Origin of the sequence: Clostridium isatidis (assembly GCF_002285495.1) — a bacterium.
Taxonomy (GTDB): Bacteria; Bacillota; Clostridia; order Clostridiales; family Clostridiaceae; genus Clostridium; species Clostridium isatidis.
On record NZ_CP016786.1, the window covers coordinates 1,581,584 to 1,601,426 of the forward strand.

Here is a 19,843-nt window from a genome sequence, read left to right on the forward strand (position 1 = left end):
TTACATTATCCAATAAAAAGTTATTATTTAATAATCTATAAAAGATAAGGTCTTAATTATTCTATCTTCTCCAAGGACAGTATTTTCAAAAATTTTTCTTGCATTTTCTATATATTCTTCTGGATTATTCATAGCAGGACTAAAATGTGTCAGCATAAGGTCCCTAACTCTTCCATCTCTTGCTAGCTTTGCTGCTTCTGAAAAGGTCATATGTTTATTCTTTATTGCTTTTTCTATATCCTTATCATCTCCATATGTCCCTTCACAAATTAATAAATCACTTTCTTTTATAAAATCAATTATTTCCTTGATTGGTCTTGTATCTGTTATTAAAGAAAATTTTATTCCCCTTCTCTCCCTTCCAAGAACCATATTAGGTTCATATTTATTTCCTTCGTATATTAAACTTTCTCCTTTTTGAAGCTTATTCCACAAAATTTTAGGTACCTTATTAGCAATTGCAGCTTCTAAATCGAAGCTTGCTTTCCTTTTAAAATAAAAACTATATCCTAAACAAGGGGCTGAATGATCTAATTCTAAGGTAGAAATACTTATATTTTCTATTAAAGTTATTGTATCCCTTGGATTTTCTATTATTTTTATTTCATAAGGAAGATAAGGCACTATTACCCTAAGTCCTTTGATTATTTCTTCAATACCAACAGGACCTATTATCGTAAGAGGGTCTACTCTTCCGCTATTTCCAATTGTAGCAAGTAGTCCTGGGAGCCCAACAATATGATCGCCATGGCCATGAGTTATACAAATTATATCAATTGCTTTAAAACCTGTACCAAGGATTTTCATTGATACTTGTGTTCCTTCTCCACAATCTATTAAAATTTTTCTTCCCATATAATTTATTAAAGTTGATGACAAAAATCTATTTGGTACAGGCATACCGCCTCCACAGCCTAATAATGATATATCTACCATTTAAAACACTTCCTTATTCTATAGATATTTATTTCTTTAATTTTAACATTAAAGGAGCTATTTAATAGCTCCTTTAATAATTTTATGTATTTATCTTTCAGAAATTATGTATGTATTTATCCAATAATTAAATGTTTTTTATTAAATTTTAAATTTATTAGATGAAGAAGATAATCTTTCTGCTAATTCTGAAGTACTTTGAGCTTGCTTTGCTACTTCTTCTACTGCTGAACTTGTTTCTGTTAGGCTTCCTAAGATCTCTTCTGAACTAGCGGCAGATTGTTGAGTTAATTCAGTTACATTAGTCATTGCATTATTAACTTCATTTATGCTAGAAGAAATTGTATTTGTTGAAATTGAAATTTCATTAGACATTTTATGTACAAACTCTGCATCATTTTGATATTGTATTCCTGTTTCTTTTAGCATTTCATAATCTGGTTTAACTTTATTATCCATAAAAGCCAATATATCATTAGTATTAACTACTAAGTTATCTATGGCATCCCTTACATCTTTAATAATTCTGCTTATATGAGTTACTGACTGAGCAGATTGTTCCGCCAATTTTCTTATTTCTTCTGCTACAACAGCAAAGCCCTTTCCTGCTTCCCCTGCCCTAGCAGCTTCTATCGATGCATTAAGAGACAATAAATTAGTCTGCTCTGCTATTTGACTTATAGCTTCAGCCATAACTCTTATTTCTTCAAGAATTTCTATATCCTTTATAGCCTTTTTAATTTTAATTTCCTTATCTTCATATAACTCATTTGCACTAGAAGATGATTCTTCTGCCTTATTTCTTATCATTAATGCCCTTTCCATAATTTCAGCAGAAATTTTATCCGCTTCTAATGCCTTATCAGCTAAATCTTTTATATGAATTTCTATTTCTTCGGTTGTTGCACTAACTTCTTCAGAAGAAGCACTTAATTCTCCATCTCCTTCTGCAATTAATTCTGCAGCTTCTTTGATATTAATAATAGTTGCTGAAATTTCTTCCATTGTTGCTGTTAACTCTTCACTTGAAGCACTCATATTTTCCATGCCACTAATAAGTTCTGTTACAAGTCCTCTCATATTTTTAGATGCCTTATTTAAAGCTATTGCCATTTTACCAAGTTCATCCTCACTAGTTATCTTTGCTTCTTGAGTAAGATCTCCCTCAGCTAAATTATTTACAAAATTAACAGCATTATTTATTCTTCTTGAAAGCCATTTAGCCATGCTATAACCTATTAAAAATAAAAATAGTGAAGCAGCTAAAATAATTATTATTTGGAGAATAAAGGAGCTTTTATATATTGCACTGTTTACATTGGCTGTATTTTCTGCCTGTATAACATTTTCTTCAATTAAATCATCTAATTCAGCAATCAGTTGATCTTTTATTTTTATGTATTCATTTCTATATGTCTTGTTTGCTTCATTATAATTTTCTTCTTTAACATAGTTAATTATTCTGTCCCTTACTTCCCTATATAAAGCCAATGTATCTTTTACCTGCTTATATTCCTCTTCTTGTTTTTCACTTGTACTCGGCAGTTTCTCATATTCTTCAAATAACCAATTATTTGAAGAAGTATTATTAGCTATATTTTTTTCATAATCACTAATATTGCTAATATTATCTTTATTAAGCATATATTCAAAATTTAATAAAGTATCATCAACATTACTTTGAATACTATAGATATATTTTAATGCCATCAAGTTATTATTATAAATATTTTGACCATTAATATTAATTTTCCACATAGATTTCAAAGCAAAGCCGCCTACAATAAGTAAAAATATTGTGCTAATGATACTTGATAAAATTAGTTTTTGGGAAATCTTTAATTTTCTTATCATACTTAACTCTCCTTCATTCTCATATTTTATTTTTTACCAATTATTTAATATTTCGTACAAAATATACTAAGCTTTAGCATATAATAATAATTTTTAAATAAAAATTATTATACTACTTAATAATATATAAAAATAACTATAATAAATACACTTTTAACATGAATAGTTTTCCTCATAATTCAAATAATAAATCAGACAAGAAATATCTATTTAAAAAATAATGAGGAGGATTATTTTAATGCAAAAGGTTATAAAAACAATGGACGGAAACCAAGCTGCCGCATATGCTTCCTATAATTTTACTGAAGTAGCAGCAATCTTCCCTATTACTCCTTCTACTCCTATGGGAGAAGCAGTAGATGAATGGGCAGCTCATGGAAAGAAAAATATGTTTAATCAAACAGTAAAAGTAGTAGAAATGCAGTCTGAAGCCGGTGCTGCTGGAGCTGTACATGGTTCTGCACAAGCTGGAGCCTTAACCACAACATATACAGCATCTCAAGGACTACTTCTTATGATACCAAATATGTATAAAATAGCTGGAGAACTATTACCAGTGGTTTTCCATGTAAGTGCCCGTGCAATCGCTACTCATGCACTATCAATATTTGGTGATCATCAAGATGTTATGGCAACTAGACAAACAGGCTTTGCTATGCTTGCCTCATCTAATGTTCAAGAGGTTATGGATTTAGCTTGTGTAGCACACCTAAGTGCAATTAAAGGGAGAGTACCATTTACCCATTTCTTTGATGGATTTAGAACCTCCCATGAATATCAAAAAATAGAAGTGCCTGATTTTGATCAAATCTCTAAGCTTATAGATAAGGATGCATTGAAAGCCTATAAAAATAATGCATTAAACCCAGAACATCCAGTGGCAAGAGGTACTGCTCAAAACCCTGATATATACTTCCAAGGAAGAGAAGTTCAAAATCCATTTTATTTAGCTATACCGGATATAGTTGAGCAGTATATGAGGGAAATGGAAAGTATTACAGGAAGGGCTTATCATCCATTTGACTATTATGGCGACCCAGAAGCTGAACATATTATTGTAGCTATTGGTTCAGTTTGTGATACTACAAGTGAAGTAATTGACTACTTAAGGGCTAAAGGCGAAAAGGTAGGATTAATCAAAGTTCACTTATACAGACCATTTAGTGAAAAATACTTCTTTAAAGTTCTCCCTAAAACTGTTAAAAAGATTGCAGTATTAGATAGAACAAAGGAACCAGGTTCTATTGGTGAACCATTATACTTAGATGTATCTAAATTATTCTACAATAAAGAAAATAAGCCTATTATCGTTGGTGGAAGATACGGCTTAGCTTCTAAAGACACAACTCCAGCTCAAATTTTAGCTGTATTTGATAACTTAAAATCTGATAGTCCAAAGGATAACTTCACAATAGGAATTGTTGATGATGTTACTTACACTTCCTTAGCTAAAGGAGATGAAATTGATACTACTCCTGAAGGCACTATAAGCTGCAAATTTATTGGACTTGGCTCTGATGGTACAGTTGGTGCAAATAAGAGTGCTATTAAAATTATAGGAGATAATACAGAGCTGTATGCTCAAGCATACTTTGAATATGATAGTAAAAAATCAGGCGGCTCAACTATATCCCACTTAAGATTTGGAAAAAGGCCTATAAAATCTCCTTACTTAGTTTATAATGCAAACTATATAGCATGTCATAATAAATCCTTCTTATATAATCTTGATGTCTTAAAAGGATTAAAGAAAGGTGGAACTTTTGTACTTAACTGTCCATGGAGTGAGGAGGAGCTTGAAACTAAGCTTCCAGCAATATTTAAGAGATATATAGCAAAAAATAATATACAATTCTATATCATTAATGCTAATGGCATTGCTAGTGAAATCGGCTTAGGAAACAGAATTAATATGGTAATGCAGTCTGCCTTCTTTAAATTAGCAAATATTATACCTGTAGAAGATGCAGTTAAACATTTAAAGAAATCTATTGTTGACATGTATGGTAAAAAAGGTGAAAAAATAGTAGATGCCAATAAGGCTGCAGTTGATAGAGGTATAGATTCCTTAGTAAAAGTTAATGTACCTGAAAGCTGGGCAAATGCACCAGATGAAGAAGCTCCAATTAAAGATGAACCAGAATTTGTTAAGAAAATTCAACGTCCAATGGAAAGACATGAAGGTGACGCTCTTCCAACTAGTGCCTTTGTAGGAATGGAAGATGGAACATTCCCATTAGGTACTACAGCATATGAAAAACGTGGTATTGCAGTTTATCTTCCTGAATGGCAGATAGATAAATGTATTCAATGCGGTCAATGTTCATATGTATGCCCTCACGCTACTATAAGACAATTCTTGGTAAGTGAAGAAGAACAAAAAAATGCTCCTGAAACCTTCTATACTAAGAAGGCTACAGGAAAAGGCCTTGGAGATTATGGCTTTAGAATCCAGGTAGCTCCTCTTGACTGTACTGGCTGCGGAAACTGTGCTGATGTTTGTCCTGCTCCTGGTAAAGCTTTAATAATGAAACCAGCAGAAGAACAAATAATAGAACAAGAGGAAAATTGGGAATACGCAATGACTTTAACTCCAAAAGAAGATTTAATGGATAGAAATACATTAAAGGGAAGTCAATTTGTTAGACCACTTCTTGAATTCAATGGAGCCTGCCCAGGTTGTGGCGAAACACCATATATTAGGCTTATAACTCAATTATTTGGTGAAAGAATGATTATTGCCAATGCAACAGGCTGTTCTTCTATTTGGGGAGCAAGTGCACCTGCTATTGCTTATACAACTAATGCTGAAGGTAAAGGGCCTGCATGGGCAAATTCATTATTTGAAGATAATGCAGAATTTGGATACGGTATGTATCTTGCAGTTAAACAACAAAGAGAAAAGCTTGTAGATTTAGTAAAAGAAGCTTTAGAGGCACCGGACTTTGATGAAGAAATTAAAGCTGGCTTCACTGAATGGCTTGATAACTTTAATAATGGTGTTGCTTCAAAAATAGCTTCCAATAAAATTTTAGAACTTCTTAATAATCCAAAATATGCTGAAAACAATATTGCCAAGGAAATATTAGAAAGAAAAGATTATCTGGTTAAAAAGTCTCAATGGATAATTGGTGGTGACGGTTGGGCCTACGATATTGGATTTGGCGGCTTAGACCATGTTCTTGCTAGTGGTGAAGATGTGAATATATTTGTAATGGATACTGAAATCTATTCAAATACAGGAGGTCAGGCATCAAAATCATCTCAAACTGCTCAAGTCGCTAAATTTGCTGCTGCCGGAAAAAGAACTAGAAAGAAAGATTTAGGTCTTATGGCTATGAGCTATGGCTATGTTTATGTAGCCCAAATAGCTATGGGAGCTAATATGAATCAAACAATAAAGGTTCTTGCTGAAGCTGAAAGCTATCCTGGCCCATCACTTATCATAGCTTATGCTCCATGTATAAGCCATGGAATTAAAATTGGAATGGGAAATAGCATGAGAGAAATGAAAAAAGCTGTAGATTCTGGATATTGGCATTTATATAGATACAATCCTTTATTAAAAGAGGAAGGAAAGAATCCATTTATCCTTGAATCTAAGCCACCTAAAGAATCTTATAGAGATTTCTTAAGTGGCGAAATACGTTTCTCTTCATTAATGAAAGTATTCCCTGAAGTTGCAGACCAACTATTTAATGAAGCAGAAAAGAATGCCCAAGAAAGATATGAAGTTTATAAACGCTTATCTGAAGCATAAAATTATCACTAAAATAAAAATCCCCAAATTTGGGGATTTTTATTTTAAGATTAAATTTATTTTTGATTTGAATCAACATATTCCTTAGCATTAGCAGCTTGAACTTCACTTGGCTCTGTTACTTTAGAAACAGGCTTAGTTTTTTCAATATTTGCCCAGGCTGCAGTTTCATGTTTTTCTATAGGCATTCCAACAAACTTTTCTTTAAATTTATTTGTCATTTGTAATCCTCCTTAAATGCAATTAGATATAATAAAAACTTATATCAATATTATTATTAACCTATAGAAAAAAACTATGACTATATTAGATTTACAATTTCTTCTTTCTATTCACTTGCAGTTAACTCTGCTTCTTTTTCTTTTAATACCTTTAATAAATCCTTATATTCATCGCCTTCTAAACTCTTAAACATTTGGATATTTTTATAATAATATTTATAAGGTTCTTTAAATTCCTTTATGTTTTCAATTTCAATACAGCAAATTTTATCTTTATAATTAAAATGATTTTTTACCTTTGATTCACCGTTAATTAACTGTATAAAAAGATTTATATTATGCTGACCGTTTCTTTGTCTATAATATTTCCAAGCCTCATCAACTGTTTTTATGCTGGTATTTCCATTAAAGCTTGCTACAGCTATAAATGCTTCTTTTTCTGTACTGTATAAGAACATTTTTCCATCCTTAGAAATAGTTTTAAAACTTTGTGGATAAGGTTTCCAAAGGTTTGCCAAATCCATATATCCATTCTTTTTAATAAAATCAAACCATTTATCCGATGTTCTTGCTAAACAATATTTCGCCATATAAATCCTCCCATTTAATAAAGATTTTCTATTAAAATAACATCTATCTATACTATATATAATTTTATTTATGTTTTTAGAACTTGTTTTTAATAATCAATTACGCTTTTAAAAAAGTAAGGTTTATATAATTGGAAAGATAAAAAAACAGAACAATATCTTAATTAGATTTTGTTCTGTATAAGAAAAACTCTATTATCTTTTTATTTCTAATAGTTTATTTTTTAATTGCTCTTCAATATTTCTTAATTCTAATTCAGCATTTTTACGCTTTTGACGTCCTTCTTCCTGTATTCGTAATATTTCATCAATAGTTGAAATTAAGGATTCATTTGTGTAACGAAGAGTTTCAATATCAACAATTCCTCTTTCAGATTCTTTAGCAGTTTCTATAGTTGAAATCTTTAAAGTTTCTGCATTTCTTCTTAAGAGTTCATTTGTCATATCTGTAACTTCCCTTTGTACCTTAGCTGCATTAGATGAATGTGCAACTCCTAGAGCCAATACAATTTGACTTTTCCAAAGAGGAATAGTATTTACAATTGTAGATTGAATTTTTTCAGACATTAGGGCGTCATTATTTTGAATTAAACGAATTTGTGGAGCCATTTGCAGTGAAATCATCTTTGTTAACTCTAAATCATGTATTTTTTTCTCAAAGCGATTGCAAAGGGCTATAAAATCATTAACTTCCTGGGCATCCTGTGGAAGACCACTGGCCTTTGCCTTAGCTTGTAATTTGGGCAATTCCTCTTGTTCTAATTTTTGAAGTTTCTTTTTACCAGCTAAGATATACATAGAAAGCTCTTTAAAGTAAACCTTATTTATTTCATACATTTTATCTAACATAGCAATATCTTTTAATAGCTGTATTTGGTGCTTTTCTAAAGTCTCACACATCTTATTAATATTTTCTTCTACCTTTGCATACTTCACTTTCATTTGAGTAATTTTATTTTTCCCTTTTTTAAATAAGCCTAAGATACCTTTTTGTTCTTCTGCATCTTCAAAATTCTTAAGCTCATATACTACATTAGAAAGGATATCACCTATTTCTCCTAAATCCTTAGTTCTAACATTGTCTAAAGCTGTTTCAGAGAAGTCTGCAATTTTCTTTTGAGCACCTACTCCATATTGTAAAATTGAATTTGAATCTCTTAAATTAATCTTTTCTACAAATTGATCTACCATTTTCTTTTCTTCATCTGTTAAAGGAATATCTTCAATCTTTTCCTTTTGTACTTCTTCTACCTTAACAACAGGACTTTCATCTTGAAAAGGTTCAAAAACTAACTCTGGCTTTATTTCTATATTTTCATTATAATCATTATTCACTCTAACACCCTCTTTGTATCTATATTACTTTTCAAAATCATTTTCGGTTAACCCTTCTTGTTTAAATAAGGTTTTTAAAACAGAAATATCAGTAGAAATATCTAAAGCCATATCTTCATATAAATCATCTAATAAATTTTCAAAAGCAGTATTTATTAAATCAATACTCTTTTCTATTTCAATTTTAGCCTTTTTAATATTATCTCCCTGAACTGGCTGATTATTTAGTTCTTTATAGGAATTAATCAATTTAATTGTCATCGGAAGATAATGATTAATGAACTTATTTACTTCATTTAACTTTTTAGGATTCTTTTCGATATAATTAAGTATTTGGTTAACTATATTTTGTAACTTACCAAGTTTTAATGAAAATTCTTCTTTATACAATTGATTCTTTACATTTTTAATCTCTTCAATATAATTTCTTCCTGTATTAATAATAGTGTTTACCTTATCATTTTCTTCTTCATTTGATCTTGATTTATTTTCTAACTTATCCTTTTCGTGCTTTTTAATATTTTGTTGTCTTTTTAAATTTAAATAATTTTCATAAACTTCATTTGTAAGCATAAAATGCGTTTCTTCATCATCTATATGACCTTCTTTAAACATATTAAGATCAATCATCTTTCTTAAATCCTTAATAACAAATTTTTCTTTTTTTCCAACAATTCTAGCTAAATCGTTAATTAAACAATAAGTGTTATCATCTAGGAAATTTACATATTTTTTAAAACGCCTTATTCTTTTTCTTATATTTATTCCATTTATGGTTACTCCTAAACTTGAAGCAAAGAAAGCTGCTATAACTCCCAATCCAACTAGACCTCCTCCTAACATATCAGGAACAACAGTAGTTACTATTGAAAAAACAGCTAGCAAGATTCCAAATACAAAGCTTCCAATTGAACCAAATATTATATAAAGAATTCCTGCAACAGTGCCAGCAGGTTTCTTTTCAATATATAATGTTATATCTTTTTTATTTGATTTATTTAAATTTGTGTACCTATTTTCTATCTTATTATTATATTCCTTTAATTTAGTTTTAAACTCATTTATTGTTTCATCAGTTTTACTGGCAATATCTCTTGTTATTGAAGCAAAATTTATAGCATTAAGTGCATTTTTTACAGTATCCATAATTTGATCTTCTAAATCAGAAAAGTCCTTTCTATACATGGTCTTGCCTCCAAATTATTTTTTATTACCATAATAATATTTTAGATTTATTATATCTTATTCTTACTTTAATTACAATTTACATAGTCTAAAATTATGGAAAAAAATAGGCTTAAGTATACTATATAAGTATACTTAAGCCTATTTTTTTGTCCTTAATATTTTTCAAAAATATAAGTTAATCTTGTAATAAAAGCAAATCATTATATTCTTTAGTTGTATTTATATTTAAAAAATATTTTTCATTTAATTCTTCATAATCTTTATCTTCAATTATTTTATAATTTGTAGTCCTAATGAAAGCCTGCAATTTATTTTGCTCTTCTATAAGTGCCTTTTCTATTTTAGGAATTAAGCTTTTAGAATATATTGAACATAAAGGCTGTAATTTCCCCTTAATTTTTGGTACCAATACTTCATATTCTCCAATTATACTGCCTATTGTGTTTAAGCTTCTTTCTGAAATTAAAGGCATATCACAGGCTATACATAATACTTTGTCATATTTTGCATTTATAAGGGCTGAATGTATGCCTGATAAGGGACCATTTCCTAAATATATATCCCTATAAACTTTCACTGGCAAAACATAGCTTAAATATTTATTATTAGAAATTACAATTATTTCATCAAAACTTTTTCCATTATTTATTATATGTTCTATAAAAGTTTTTTCTTTATAAAGCAGTAAAGCCTTATCATTATAATTCATTCTGCTGCTCTTTCCACCAGCTATAATAGCCAAACTTTTCTTTATCATGATTTTCACCTAAAGTTTTATAATATTTACTAAGTCACCTTTGTATTTCCCTATACTATCAGCTTCCATTTCAATTATACAATTAGAATTTAAAGCTGAACTAAGGATACCATTTCCTGATTTTATCTGGGTTATATTAACGTATTGCTTTCCATCAATAATTTCAAATCTACCCCTTAAAAATCTCCTTTTTGAGCCTTTCTTATTAATATCCTGAAGCAAAATTGCCTTTTCCTTTTTTATCTTTATCTCTTTAGCACCAGATAGTTTCTCCAAAGTTGCCTTTACCAATAACTCAAAAGTAGTTAATGCTGCAGTTGGATTACCTGATAGACTTATTACTATCGCCTTATTTACCTTGCTGCATAAGACAGCCGAACCTGGCTTAATATTAACTTTCCAAAATAATTTTTCTCCTTTTGCTAGATCAATAGCTTCCTTAAGAAGGTCTTTTTCTCCAACAGAAACTCCTCCTGTTGTAATTATTAAATCTACTTCCTTAGATAGTTTCTCTATATATTTAGCAATTTCATAATAATTATCATTAAGATGATTTATATCTTTTATAGTATATCCAAGTTCCTTCAGCCTAGATAAAATAGAATATTTATTGCTGTTATAAATTTTTCCTTCTTCAAGTTTATTATTTATATCTATAACTTCATCCCCAGTACTAATAAAAGCTAATTCAGGCTTTTTATATACCCATATTTCACCTATCCCTGAACTTGCTAAAATTCCTATATCAGCATAATCAAGTTTCTTCCCCTCTTTTATTAATAATGCCCCCTTAGATATATCCTCACCTTTTTCGCAGATATTTTCCCCTTTCACAACCATATTTTTTAAAATTATATAATCCCCTTCTATAATAACATTCTCCTGCTTTATAACAGCATCTGCCCCTTTAGGAATAGCAGCACCAGTCATTACTTTAACGGCTGTTCCTTTAGTAACATCTCCCTTATAAACTTCCCCTGCATATATTTTTCCTACTACTTTTAGCCTTTCTGAATCTCCTGCAATTATTGCATAGCCATCCATTGCTGATTTATCAAAGGGAGGATTATCTATTTTAGAGTAAATATTCTCAGCTATTATTCTATTTAATCCATCAAGTAATAGAACTTTTTCCTTTTCAAGATTATTCACCCTATTATTTAAAATTCCTATAGCTTCTTCTAAAGATATAAATGACTTCACTTTCATCCCCCAAATTCAAATTCCTTTTCTTTTTCTATTAAGTCAGCAAGCGCCTTAAAATTTTCTTTATCAACTATTAAAACCCCATCTAAATTTAACTTTACATCACTTGCTACAGCAATTAACTTATCTTTAGGGCTTATTACTTTGCTGCTGACTTTATTTCTATATACCTCTATTTTTCTTAAATTGCTATTCTTATAACCCTCTACTAATACAATATCCTTATCTTCTGCTAATTTAATGATATCATTTAAATCAGTTTCTTCCTTTAATTCTTTTATTACTGCCAGCCTAGACTTTGATGATATAATAACAGTTTCAGCCCCAGCTTCCCTATGCTTATATGTATCTTTTCCCTTTTTATCAATATCAAAACCATGAACATCATGTTTTATTGTTGCAACAGTTAATCCCCTCTTTTTTAGTTCTCTGATTAAACCTTCTATAACAAAGGTCTTTCCAACCTTTGATCTTTCTCCAATTATATTTATTACCTTGGGCATACTCCTCATCCTTTAAAGTAATGATTTTAATCCATTTACAATTATATTTTCTGTTAAAATTGCCATATATTCAGGGCTTTCCCTCATTCCATTCTTTAACCAGTAATCTATTAAGCCTATAGCTCCATATAATATAAATGAATAATACTTCTCAAAAAGTTCCTTATCATCAAGCTTAAAAATCTTAGACCAATCATTATAGCTTTTTTCATATATTACTGAGACTATTTTTTTTACAAAAGCCATGTCTCCCCTATCACAAAGAACAACCATACAAAAATCCTTGTTTTGAGCTATAAAAGTGAAAATATCCTGCAATATTGGTTTTGTCTCGATTTTATTAGGAGAAATTTCATAGGATAAGATCATATCTTGAAATTCTTCATAAAGCTCCTTTTCAATCTCCTCTAGCATATGAAAGACATCTCTATAATGAAGATAAAATGTTCCTCTATTTATATCTGACTTTTCACAAAGTTCCTTTACAGTAATAGAACTTATATTTTTAACTTTCATAAGCTCTATTAAATTTTTTTTTAATATAGCCTTTGTCTTTCTAACTCTTCTATCTGTATTTGTCATAAAAATATCCCTTTCTGAACATTATTATAAGATACTGTTTATTAATGAACTCTTTGAAAAACATTGATTATTGTTTTTAAATTTTAATGTAATTATAATTATTATTGCTAAAAAAAACAACACTATGTTCAAAAACTTATAGCATCTGCACTATTAAATACACTATTAAATAAAGAAGGGGTGATAACATGGAAGATGGAAAAGAAAAAAAATCACAAATATTAAAAATTATTAAGGCACTTGCAATAATAGGAATAATACTAATTCCCTCAATTTATACTACTGTTTTCTTAGGATCAATGTGGGATCCTTATGGAAACTTAGATAAATTGCCTGTGGCTGTAGTAAATTTAGACAAGTCCTGCGATTATAATGGTAAAGAATTATCTATTGGAGAGGAGCTAGTTAAAAACCTAAAAGAAAATAATGCCCTTAATTTTAACTTTGTAGATAAAGAAACTGCTCAGGAAGGCTTAGATAATGGTTCCTATTATATGGTTATTACAATTCCTGAGAATTTTTCTTATAATACTACAACTCTTTTAGAGGATAATCCTCAAAAAATGGAACTTCAATATAAGGTAAATCCAGGCAAAAATTATATTGCTTCAAAAATGAGCGAATCTGCAATTCAAAAGATTACAAACTCTATAGAAAATAGTGTAACTGAAGTTTATGCAGAAACTGTATTTGATAAATTCTCAGAAATAGGCCTTCAGCTTAAAGATGCTGCTGATGGTGCATCTCAAATAAATAATGGCTTAAAATCACTAAAGGACGGTTCTAATACTATAAGCTCAAATTTAAAGCTTTTATATGACAGTAGTTTAACCTTCAGCGATGGAATAAATAGCTATGAAAAGGGAATTAGCAAATATTTATCTGCAGTAAATGAAATTAAAGATGGCTCTATAACATTAAAGTCAGGAATAAATACTTTAAATAGTAAAGCTTCCTCTCTTTCAGAAGGAGTAAATAGCCTTAATATTGGAGCAAACAGCCTATATGCAGGCTTGCAAAAATACACTTCAGGTGTTGATTCAGTAAAGGATGGAGTTTCTAAGCTTAACTCTAATTCTAATGATTTACTAGCAGGAGCTAATAGTTTAAATAATGGCTTAACAAGTTTAAAAGAAGGAAGTAATAATCTTGTAACTGGCCTAAGAGCTTTATCTGCTTCTATAGGAGAAGATGTTAACAAAGAAAACAGCGAAAATATTAATAAATTAACTTCCTCCTTAAATAGCTTTAACAGCTCAGGTAATGCTTTAGAATCAAATTTAACCAATATTGGAACTTCACTAAAAAATTCTTCATCCTACATTACTGAACTTCAAAAAACAATAGCTGAAATCAGCAGTTCAGAATGGTTCAAGGATTTAGATAGCGAAACACAAAATAAGATTATTAATAACTTATCAGCTCCTTTAGCTGGATTAGGAAATGAACTAACTTCAATTTCTAATCAAATGACTTCTGCTAAGACAGGATTTGAAAGTCTTTCAAATAATAAAGAGCTTATTGCTTCAACAATAACTAATTTATATTCAGGCCTAGAAAAGGTACAATATAGCTTAAATAATCAAATAATACCAGGAGCTGATAGTTTAAATAATGGAATATCTGCCTTAAAGGATGGCAGTGATAAGCTAACTTATGGAATTCAAAGCTATACTTCTGGAGTTTCAAGTTTATACAAAGGTACAAATAACTTAGCTTCAAATTCTGAAAGCCTTGTTAATGGAGCTGAAAGCTTATCAAATGGAACAACTGCTTTAAATAATTCAGTTCCAGCCTTAACTGATGGAATTAATAAACTTGCAGAAGGTTCAAATGATTTATCAGAAGGATTAATTGCTTTATCTAATAATAATCTTTCACTAAGTTCAGGGATTAACAAAATAAATTCTGCTTCTAATTCCATATCAGAAGGGGCATATAAGCTTTATGCCGGCTCTAAAGAATTAAGCAGTGGAGTTTCTAAATTAGAAGAAGGTTCAGAAACTTTAAGTAAAGGTCTAGAAGAAGGTTCAGAAAAGGCATCAACTACTAAGCTTACTGATAGCTCAAAAGAAATGTTTGCTTCACCTATTGAAGGTGTAGAAGCCTTTAATTCTTATATTGCTAATAATGGTAGTGCAATGTCAGCATATATGATGTGCGTTGGTTTATGGGTAGGCTGCTTAGCTTTATGTATTCTTTTCCCTACTGAAAGAGATCTTAAGAATGGAAAAGAAAATCCAAAAACTTTCTGGCCTAAGAAAGCCTTAAAGCTTGCTTCCATGGCAATTATTCAAGCTGTAGTTATGGTCAGCTTAATTAGATTAATAAATGGCCTTGAACCAGCTTATCTAGGAAGAACTTACTTAATCGCTATAGTTGCTTCTTTATCATTTATGGCTATTGTTTACTTTATGAATTTACTTTTAGGTAAAATAGGAAGCTTTATTCTATTAATATTTATGGTGCTACAATTAAGTGGTTCTGCAGGAACTTATCCAATAGAACTTTCTGACAGTTTCTTTAATGCAATTCATAACTATATGCCATTTACCTATGCAGTAGATGGTTTTAGAAATGGACTAGCAACTGGATTATCAATAGTTCCTCAAGCATTAGTTCTTTTAGGAATAGGTTTTGTCTGCTCAATACTTTCTATAATTGTAGTTATTAAGAAAAATAAAAGCGATAGAACAAGCCTATCTCAATTAATAGAAGAAGCTGTATAAAAGTAAGTTTATATTAAAAAGTTAAAAATTATATTTAAAATAAATATATAGTTAACATTAAAAGTTATTAATAAAAATAGCTATTATGCTAAGAGTTTTAACTCTAAAGCATAATAGCTATTTTTCACTAATTATTTATTTGTAAATAATCCTGCTCCTTTAATAATTTCCTGTTCCCTAAATAAACTTTCAACAGCTTCATTATAATCAACTAACTTTTGAGCCTTCTTAATTTTTTTAGCATATTTTTTGTTATCTGAAAAAATATTTATCATATATCCCCAAAACTCTTTCATTCTAAAAATTGCATTTTTATCTTCATTAAATATCTCTCTATATTTTTGAAAAATTTCATCATGAAATTCCTTAAAAACTTTCTTATCTATAGATTTATCATATTTAATTTCATTTACTAGAGCTGGATTTGCTATTATTCCTCTTCCTAGCATGACTGCATTCACATTAGGAAAGGCTTGTATAAATTCCTTATAATTCTCTATTGTAAAAATATCTCCATTGTAGCAAACTGGATTTTTACTTAAAGATACAGCTTCCCTAAAAATATCTAGATTAGGTTTATTTCCATAAAAGTCCTGTCTTGTTCTAGGATGAATTATTAATTCTTCTAAAGGATATTTATTATAAATTTTTATTAATTCATAAAATTCCTCTGGCCTATCTTTCCCCAATCTAGTTTTTATGGAAATTTTCATATCATCTATCTTAAATATTTCTTCTAAAAACTTATCAAGCTCTTCTTTTTTAGCTAAAAATCCAGAGCCTCTCCCCTTAGATACTACTGTGCCTGAAGGACATCCTAAATTTAAGTTAATTTCGTTGTATCCTAACTTCTGAAGTTTTCTAGCCGTTGTAATAAAGCCTTCTGCATCATTTGTAAGTATTTGTGGAATAAGATTTATCCCTATATTATTTTCAGGCAAAATATCTCTTAACTCTCTTGTTTTAAGACTGCTACTATTGTTAGGCACAATAAAAGGTGCAAAGTATTTATCAAAATTATCTCCAAAATATTTTTTATAAGCATTTCTGTATATAAAAACAGTAAGACCTTCTAATGGTGCTAAATAATATTTCATTTAACTACTCCTTTGTTTAAATTATATGAAATATTATAGCATCCTCTTTTTTTCTTATCTAGATAATTAAATTATGTTAATTGATTTTTATATTGCTGATTGCTTATTTTTTCTACTTCTTCAACATAAACTTCATCATCTACTTCATAATCGTAGCCTTCATAATCATCTATTTTATTATGCCTTTGTAAGGCTTGATATGTATCTTCTAAATCAAAGCCAACTGCATCATCAGTATGATGAGTAAAGCTATGTCTAAAAGGTTCACCAATTACACTTTCCTCTATAACCCTCTTTTGAGAATTATAGCTCTTTACCTTACTAATTGTATCTTGACATTCAATACAATTTTCTGCATAAGGCAAAGCCTTTAACCTTTCAATGTCTATGTCCTTCCCACAGATTTTACACTTTCCATAAGTACCTTCTTTTATAGCCTTTAAAGCATTATCTATTTTTTCTAATAGCGCTTCTTCATTTGCTTCTAATGCCTTACCCACTCCAACTTGATAAACTTCATCTGCAATGTCTGCAGGATGATTATCATAAAAGGATAATTCACTAGCAACTTCAGCATTAAATTGAGTTACTCCATTTTTATTTAATTGATCTATAACTCCACTAACTTTTTTCTTTTCTATAAGAAGTTTATTCTTAAAATATTTTAATTTATTCTTATCCATATAAATCCTCCCTTAAAAGTTTATATAATTATATTCTTTCAAAAGATAATTTTTTTATGTTAGAGAAAATAGATATTTTTAATTTACTTACTTGCAGACTTATTTTTTGAACACTATACTATATTAAGTAGTATATTTTTTCAAAAACTCTGTAGATGAGAGGGATTTATATGAATAAAAAAGATATTTTAGAATTAAAAAGACGCTTTAAAAAAGATGACTGCAGCTTCACTAGACTAACTGGATGTTATGTTAATGGTGAAAAAAATATCGTATTATACCTTAATGAAAGCTTTTTAAACCTTGAAGAAGATGAACTGTTTAAATATTTAGAAATTGCAAAAAAGACTTTATCAGGAACAATTGGCAATAACCTTCTAGAACTTAACTTTCCTATTAATGAAGAAGAAATGGGTGGAAAGCAAAAATCTTTAATGATTTTAAAGGCAAGTAAATTAAAAGATGAAGGTCTTCTAGAAAATTTTTATCAATCAATTATAGATAGTTATGATTATACTGGTAATTTTTTAATCCTTCTTTTTCATGATGCCTATGATGTTCTTACCAAAACCAGCGATAATGGAAAATTAGATGAATCTGAAGAAGTATATGAATATATATTATGTGCTATATGTCCAGTAACCCTATCAAAACCAGCCCTTGGATATCTAGAAGATAAACATAAAATTGGAGCTCGTAATAGAGATTGGGTAGTAGGTCCGCCTGATATTGGATTTATCTTCCCAGCCTTTACTGATCGCAGCACAGATATACATTCTGTAATCTACTATACTAAAAATGCTAAAGATTCTCATCCAGAAATTATGGAAGAGGTTCTTGGCTGTTATCCAAAGCAAACTGCTGCTGAGAAAAAGGAAACCTTCCATTCTATCGTAAGTAAGGCAATTGCTGAGGATGAAGAAAAGGCAGATGAAGTATTTTTAGAAATTCAAGAAAATCTTAATAATATTGTTGAAGAAACTGATTTTATCAAGGGAACAGAAAGAGAACCTATTGCACTAACAAATGATACTGTTAAAGAAATTTTAGCTGATACTGGTGTTCCAGAAGAAGTTACAGAAAAAATTGAAAAGTCCTTTGTTGAAGCCTTTGGAGATACTCCCCCTACTGTAGAGGAATTAATTGACGACAAAGCTCTTCAACTTAATGAAAAAATAAAAAAAGAAAAGGAACTTAAGAAAAAAGTAGAATTTCTAGAAGCCCAGTTAGAAAAAGCAAAACAAGAAATAGCCTTAGATGCAGAAAATAAAGAAGCCTTAGAAGATAATAATGCTCTTATTGAAGGCTATGATGTAGTCCTTCAAGTAAAGGCTGAAAAAGTTCCTCAAATAAAATCAGAAATAATTGACGGAAAAAAATGCTTAATTGTTCCATTAGAAGAAAATGAACAAGCTAATGTTATTAGTATAGATAAATAAAAAGAAGATTCTTTGGAATCTTCTTTTTATTTATCTAATTTTTAATATTATGCAGCAATATTATCTGAAGCATTATTTATTTTAAGCTTTCCCTTTAATCTTTTGCCATTTTTAATATATAAATACCAGTAAACTGCTCCTACAAAAATGCCTCCCCCGATTATATTTCCTAAAGTTACAGGAATTAAATTGGCAGTTAAAAAAGTCCCCCAATTTAAATGATTTAGCTTTTCTGCTGTTACTCCTAAAAGGGAAGCAGCCTCTGTTAAAGCTATATTTCCTTTAGCCATAATGCCTGCAGGAATATAATACATATTAGCTATGCTATGCTCAAAGCCTGAAGTTATAAAAAGCCATATAGGAAAGAATATAGCCAATATTTTTCCAGCCATATCTTTAGCTCCATAGGACATCCATACAGCCAAACATACAAGCCAGTTGCACATAATTCCTAAAAATAAGCCTTCAGTAAATGTTAATCCAACTTTATAAGCTGCAATTTTAATTGTCACTGCTCCAAGCATATTATCTCCACTAGTAAAAAGCCCAGACTTATTCATCATATATGCTATTAAAATAGAACCAATAAAATTTCCAAGATAAACAAAGAACCAATTTTTTAACATGGATTTTAGACTGACTTTCTTATCTAATACTCCTGCAATAATCAATGTATTTCCTGTAAAAAGCTCTCCCCCTGCTATTAATACCAGCATAAGTCCAGTTCCAAAAATTGCTCCTGCAAGAACTTTGCCTAAACCATAAGTCTCGGCCTTAGCAATAAGATTAAAAGAAGCCATATTAGAACCTTCTGCCGCAAAAGCTATAAAGGCTCCTGCTAAAATTCCAAGAATAAGCATATTTATCTTAGAATTTTTTGTTTTTTTAATAGCTGTTTCTATTGTTGCTTCAGTTATTTCTGATGGTGTTAAATAATTTTTTGTACTCATGCAAATTCTCCTT

16 protein-coding genes are annotated in these 19,843 nt (G+C 29.7%); 3 read left to right on the plus strand and 13 right to left on the minus strand.

Annotated features, from left to right (window positions below):
* Positions 1-27: 27 nt before the first annotated feature.
* Together BEN51_RS07525 and BEN51_RS07530 are read right to left on the minus strand one after the other, a co-directional pair.
* The gene (locus BEN51_RS07525) at positions 28-936 is read right to left on the minus strand and encodes a ribonuclease Z (protein ID WP_119865459.1); all 909 of its coding nucleotides are present in this window, start codon (positions 934-936) and stop codon (positions 28-30) included.
* A 141-nt stretch (positions 937-1,077) separates the two neighbouring features.
* Positions 1,078-2,790 (minus strand): methyl-accepting chemotaxis protein, encoded by a 1,713-nt coding sequence (locus BEN51_RS07530; protein ID WP_119865460.1) that lies wholly within the window; start codon positions 2,788-2,790, stop codon positions 1,078-1,080.
* 238 nt (positions 2,791-3,028) lie between these two features.
* Here BEN51_RS07530 and nifJ point away from each other — a divergent pair, with 238 nt between their 5' ends.
* Complete coding sequence (gene nifJ, locus BEN51_RS07535) at positions 3,029-6,550, plus strand: pyruvate:ferredoxin (flavodoxin) oxidoreductase (protein WP_119865461.1); 3,522 nt, start codon at positions 3,029-3,031, stop codon at positions 6,548-6,550.
* 56 nt (positions 6,551-6,606) lie between these two features.
* Here nifJ and BEN51_RS07540 read toward each other — a convergent pair whose 3' ends face one another.
* The 8 genes from BEN51_RS07540 to BEN51_RS07575 form a co-directional block, all read right to left on the minus strand.
* Positions 6,607-6,771 (minus strand): CDIF630_02480 family spore surface protein, encoded by a 165-nt coding sequence (locus BEN51_RS07540; protein ID WP_119865462.1) that lies wholly within the window; start codon positions 6,769-6,771, stop codon positions 6,607-6,609.
* 107 nt (positions 6,772-6,878) lie between these two features.
* Entirely contained in the window at positions 6,879-7,361 is a 483-nt protein-coding gene (locus tag BEN51_RS07545) for a hypothetical protein (RefSeq protein ID WP_119865463.1), read from the minus strand.
* A 195-nt stretch (positions 7,362-7,556) separates the two neighbouring features.
* A complete protein-coding gene (locus BEN51_RS07550) occupies positions 7,557-8,696 on the minus strand; it encodes a toxic anion resistance protein (protein WP_119865464.1) in 1,140 nt (379 codons plus the stop codon).
* Positions 8,697-8,720: 24 nt separating this feature from the next.
* Positions 8,721-9,881 carry a 5-bromo-4-chloroindolyl phosphate hydrolysis family protein gene (locus tag BEN51_RS07555; protein ID WP_119865465.1) on the minus strand — a complete coding sequence of 387 codons (1,161 nt, stop codon included), beginning with the start codon at positions 9,879-9,881 and terminating at the stop codon, positions 8,721-8,723.
* Positions 9,882-10,059: 178 nt separating this feature from the next.
* A complete protein-coding gene (locus BEN51_RS07560; protein ID WP_119865466.1) occupies positions 10,060-10,641 on the minus strand; it encodes a molybdenum cofactor guanylyltransferase in 582 nt (193 codons plus the stop codon).
* Between the two features lie 9 nt (positions 10,642-10,650).
* Complete coding sequence (locus BEN51_RS07565; protein ID WP_119865467.1) at positions 10,651-11,844, minus strand: molybdopterin molybdotransferase MoeA; 1,194 nt, start codon at positions 11,842-11,844, stop codon at positions 10,651-10,653.
* Between the two features lie 2 nt (positions 11,845-11,846).
* Positions 11,847-12,350, minus strand: a complete 504-nt coding sequence (gene mobB / locus BEN51_RS07570) for a molybdopterin-guanine dinucleotide biosynthesis protein B (protein ID WP_119865468.1) — start codon at positions 12,348-12,350, stop codon at positions 11,847-11,849.
* 12 nt (positions 12,351-12,362) lie between these two features.
* Positions 12,363-12,932, minus strand: a complete 570-nt coding sequence (locus tag BEN51_RS07575) for a TetR/AcrR family transcriptional regulator (protein ID WP_119865469.1) — start codon at positions 12,930-12,932, stop codon at positions 12,363-12,365.
* Between the two features lie 188 nt (positions 12,933-13,120).
* Here BEN51_RS07575 and BEN51_RS07580 point away from each other — a divergent pair, with 188 nt between their 5' ends.
* Positions 13,121-15,661, plus strand: a complete 2,541-nt coding sequence (locus BEN51_RS07580; RefSeq protein ID WP_119865470.1) for a YhgE/Pip domain-containing protein — start codon at positions 13,121-13,123, stop codon at positions 15,659-15,661.
* 131 nt (positions 15,662-15,792) lie between these two features.
* Here the strand turns inward: BEN51_RS07580 and BEN51_RS07585 are convergent, their stop codons facing one another.
* Positions 15,793-16,758 carry a tRNA dihydrouridine synthase gene (locus tag BEN51_RS07585; RefSeq protein ID WP_119865471.1) on the minus strand — a complete coding sequence of 322 codons (966 nt, stop codon included), beginning with the start codon at positions 16,756-16,758 and terminating at the stop codon, positions 15,793-15,795.
* A 71-nt stretch (positions 16,759-16,829) separates the two neighbouring features.
* Positions 16,830-17,441, minus strand: coding sequence for a TraR/DksA C4-type zinc finger protein (locus BEN51_RS07590; protein WP_119865472.1), 612 nt, complete (start codon positions 17,439-17,441; stop codon positions 16,830-16,832).
* 170 nt (positions 17,442-17,611) lie between these two features.
* Between BEN51_RS07590 and BEN51_RS07595 the strand changes: the two genes are divergently transcribed.
* Complete coding sequence (locus BEN51_RS07595) at positions 17,612-18,880, plus strand: DUF4317 domain-containing protein (protein ID WP_119865473.1); 1,269 nt, start codon at positions 17,612-17,614, stop codon at positions 18,878-18,880.
* Between the two features lie 47 nt (positions 18,881-18,927).
* On the opposite strand, the gene BEN51_RS07600 is transcribed toward BEN51_RS07595, so the two are convergent.
* Positions 18,928-19,830, minus strand: coding sequence for a formate/nitrite transporter family protein (locus tag BEN51_RS07600; RefSeq protein ID WP_119865474.1), 903 nt, complete (start codon positions 19,828-19,830; stop codon positions 18,928-18,930).
* Positions 19,831-19,843 lie beyond the last annotated feature (13 nt).